This is a genomic window from Streptomyces durbertensis, from assembly GCF_014156695.1.
In the GTDB taxonomy this organism is placed as follows: Bacteria; Actinomycetota; Actinomycetes; order Streptomycetales; family Streptomycetaceae; genus Streptomyces; species Streptomyces durbertensis.
On record NZ_WMLF01000549.1, the window covers coordinates 1 to 3,155 of the forward strand.

The following is a 3,155-nucleotide window of genomic DNA, read 5'->3' on the forward strand; positions in this document are numbered from 1 at the left end:
GTGCGGGAGGAGGCCCGGGGGCTGCTCGGCGAGGCGGAGTTCACGCAGGACTCCTACGGCTACTCGTGGGTGGTGTGCCGGCAGTCGGAACAGGGTGTGGCCGGGCTGGTCAACGACCTGCACGCCGTGAACACGTCGCTGCAGGACGGCGGCTTCGGGCCGCAGCTGCTCTGCTCGCTGATCGACTTCCGGGACAACGAGGGCCGGCCGCTCGCCGTCGTCTACCTGTACAAGCGCGGCACGTTCTACCCCTTCGCGCCCGTGCCCGGGCAGCGGGAGAAGCGGGACAACACGCTGGAACTGCAGATGCGGGCGCTGCTCGCCGAGGACCTGCCGTTGGAGGAGGACCTGGGGCGCTGGTTCCCGCTCTGGGACGCCCCGGGGCTGTGAGCCGCGTGCGACGACGACCAGGAACCGCGACGCCGGGGCGCCCGGTGTCCGCCGCGCGCGTTACGCTCCGAAGGTGAAGGGGTGAAGCACATGGCACGAACCCGCTACGCGCCCGACCGCGGCCTCACCAGCCGCATGACCCTCACGATGTTCCTCATCGGACTGCTCTACGTGGTGTTCATGGGCGTCCTCATCGCCCTGCTCGGAGACGCCTGGCCGCTGATCGTGCTGATCACGGGTGGGCTGTTCATCGCCCAGTTCTGGTTCAGCGACCGCATCGCCGCCTACAGCATGGGGGCCCGGGAGGTCACGCCCGAGCAGGCGCCCGAGCTGCACGGCGCGATCGACCGGCTGTGCGCGCTCGCCGACATGCCCAAGCCGAGGGTCGCCATCGCCGAGACCGACGTGCCGAACGCCTTCGCCACCGGGCGCAGCCAGGAGAAGGCGCTGGTGTGCGCGACGACCGGGCTGCTGCGGCGGCTCGAACCACACGAGCTGGAGGGCGTCCTCGCGCACGAGCTGTCGCACGTCGCCCACCGCGACGTGGCGGTCATGACCTTCGCCTCCTTCCTCGGCGTGCTCGCCGGCAGCATCACCCGGATGGCCCTGTGGAGCGGGATGATGCGCGGGGCGGGGCGGAACAACAACACCGCGATCCTCGCCATCCTGATCCCGCTGGTCAGCGCGGTGGTGTACGTGATCAGCTTCCTGCTGACCCGGCTCCTGTCGCGCTACCGCGAGCTGTCCGCCGACCGCGGCGCCGCGCTGCTCACCGGGCGCCCCTCGGCGCTGTCCTCCGCGCTCACGAAGATCACCGGTCAGATGTCCCGCATCCCGACGCAGGACCTGCGCCGCGCCGAGCCGTTCAACGCGTTCTTCTTCGCACCGGCGTTCTCCGGCGGCGCGATGAGCAAGCTGCTGTCCTCCCACCCGCCGCTGGAACAGCGCCTTGACCAGCTCGCCCGCATCTCCCGCGAACTCGGCCGTCCCTGAGGCGGGCGGACAACGCTCCTTCGAGGACACGCCTAGTGGGGCTCGCGGGCGGCGGGGGTCAGGAGGAGGTGAGCGGTGACGGTGGTGTCCCCGATCTGCGTCATGTCCGCGCCGAGCGACGCCAGCGCGCGCCGGGCGGCCGGATTGCTCACCGTGGTGCTGGCCACGAGGTGACGGGCCCCCATCCCCCGGGCCTCCTCGACCAGCTCCTCCAGCAGCAGTGACGCCAGACCGCGGCCGCGCACCGAGCGGCCCAGCCAGACGCCGATCTCCACCGCCCCCGGCTCGTCCGCGACCGGGTCGAGTCGGGCGGCACCCACCACGGCGCCGTCCACCACGACGGCGAACACCCGCTCCGTGGGGCGGGTCCGTGGCCGCTCGCGGTGGAAGCGCAGGAACGCCTCGCGACGCTGCCGCGTCCAGCCGGGCGGCCCCGTCACCGGCGGCATCACCTCGGCGGGTTCGGCGTCCCTGACCGCCGTCTCCAGCAACGCGCCCAGCAGATCCTCGTCAAGCCGCCGCAGCTCCACAGCTCCCCCTGTCAGCTCCTGTCACCCGCGACGTACCCCGGAGGAACGGCCGCCACCAGCCACACGCCGTTCCCGCTCAACTGGAACACATGTCCGTCGCGGTGCATCTCCCCCGAACGTATCGTCAGCACCACGGCTCTGCCACGTCGCGCCCCCACCCGCAGGGCGGTGTCCCGATCCGTGGACAGGTGCACGGCGTGCCGGCCCATCGGTCGCAGCCCCTCGCGGTGGATCGCCGGGAGGAAGCGGGCGACCGTGCCGTGGAAGAGGAAAGCCGGTGGTTCGCGGGGCGGCAGATCGAGGTCGACTGGCACGGAGTGCCCCTGCTGGGCGCGGATCCGGTCGGTCCGCGCGTCCAGGGCGAAGCGCCGCTTGTCGTTGGCGGCGACGGCGGTCTCCAGTTCCGCGCGTTCGATCGGGAAGCCGTGCCGCGCGGCGGCCCGCAGCAGCTCCGGAACGGCGACCCAGCCGTGCTCGTCCAGCCGGATGCCGATCCGTTCCGGCCGGTGCCGGAGGTGGCGTGAGAGGTACTTGGAGACGCGGATCAGGCGTTGCTCGTCCATGACGGCCAGCATGCCGTCGGCGTGGGGCGGCCCAAAGTGGTTTTGGGTCAGGTGTGTTGGCGACTCAGCGGTGTGTGGCGCAGCCGGCGGAGGACAAGGACGGCCGGGACGGCGGCGCCGAGCACATAACCGGTCACAAGAGCGGTGGAGACTGCCAGATCGGAGCCGGACATGTCGCTGTACGTCTCGGTCCGTGAGTCGGTCAACGCCGCCAGGAAGCGGAAGACGAGCAGGAGCGAGACGGCGAGGCTGAGCGCGCAACCGACGGTGGCGACCTTCGTCCCGACGGGGTTCTCCCGGCGCAGCAGCACACCGCCGACCGCCAGCAGCAGGGCGGCCACCACGAAGAACAGCGCGATCATCATGTCCCGGGTGAAGTACGCGTAGGTCGCCACGGCGAGGCCGGCGTACCAGAGGGCGGCTGTGAGGGCGGTGGTCGAGGCTGAGCGCATAGCGCGACTATATGTGGGCTACAGGTGACCGTCCCGGCCGGTCGTCTCGGGGGCGGCGGAGGTGCGGGTGCCGGTGAGGCGGTCGAGGGTGCGGGCGTGGACCTCGCGTTCCGTGGCGGCGGCGACAAACGTCGTGAGCCTCGCCTCCAGGTCGGGTGGTGTGGTGTCGCCGTCGGACAGGAGGTCGAGGACGGCGCGCAGGGTGTGGGCGCTGTCTCTTATACACA

5 protein-coding genes and 1 pseudogene are annotated in these 3,155 nt (G+C 71.4%); 2 read left to right on the forward strand and 4 right to left on the reverse strand.

The genetic code is table 11. The features are described 5' to 3' along the window. Together pspAB and htpX are read left to right on the forward strand one after the other, a co-directional pair. The coding region (pspAB, locus tag GL263_RS24130; protein ID WP_182857858.1) for a PspA-associated protein PspAB at positions 1–390 on the forward strand (390 nt) is incomplete at its 5' end. Between the two features lie 90 nt (positions 391–480). Further along, a complete protein-coding gene (htpX, locus tag GL263_RS24135) occupies positions 481–1,383 on the forward strand; it encodes a zinc metalloprotease HtpX (RefSeq protein WP_182857859.1) in 903 nt (300 codons plus the stop codon). 32 nt (positions 1,384–1,415) lie between these two features. Here the strand turns inward: htpX and GL263_RS24140 are convergent, their stop codons facing one another. The 4 genes and pseudogenes from GL263_RS24140 to GL263_RS24155 form a co-directional block, all read right to left on the reverse strand. Then, the gene (locus GL263_RS24140; RefSeq protein WP_182857860.1) at positions 1,416–1,913 is read right to left on the reverse strand and encodes a GNAT family N-acetyltransferase; all 498 of its coding nucleotides are present in this window, start codon (positions 1,911–1,913) and stop codon (positions 1,416–1,418) included. 11 nt (positions 1,914–1,924) lie between these two features. Further along, positions 1,925–2,476: an RNA 2'-phosphotransferase gene (locus GL263_RS24145; protein ID WP_182857861.1), complete on the reverse strand. Its 552-nt coding sequence runs from the start codon at positions 2,474–2,476 to the stop codon at positions 1,925–1,927. Between the two features lie 47 nt (positions 2,477–2,523). Continuing rightward, positions 2,524–2,928 carry a hypothetical protein gene (locus GL263_RS24150; protein ID WP_182857862.1) on the reverse strand — a complete coding sequence of 135 codons (405 nt, stop codon included), beginning with the start codon at positions 2,926–2,928 and terminating at the stop codon, positions 2,524–2,526. An 18-nt stretch (positions 2,929–2,946) separates the two neighbouring features. Further along, positions 2,947–3,155, reverse strand: a pseudogene (locus GL263_RS24155) (hypothetical protein); the annotation flags it as partial.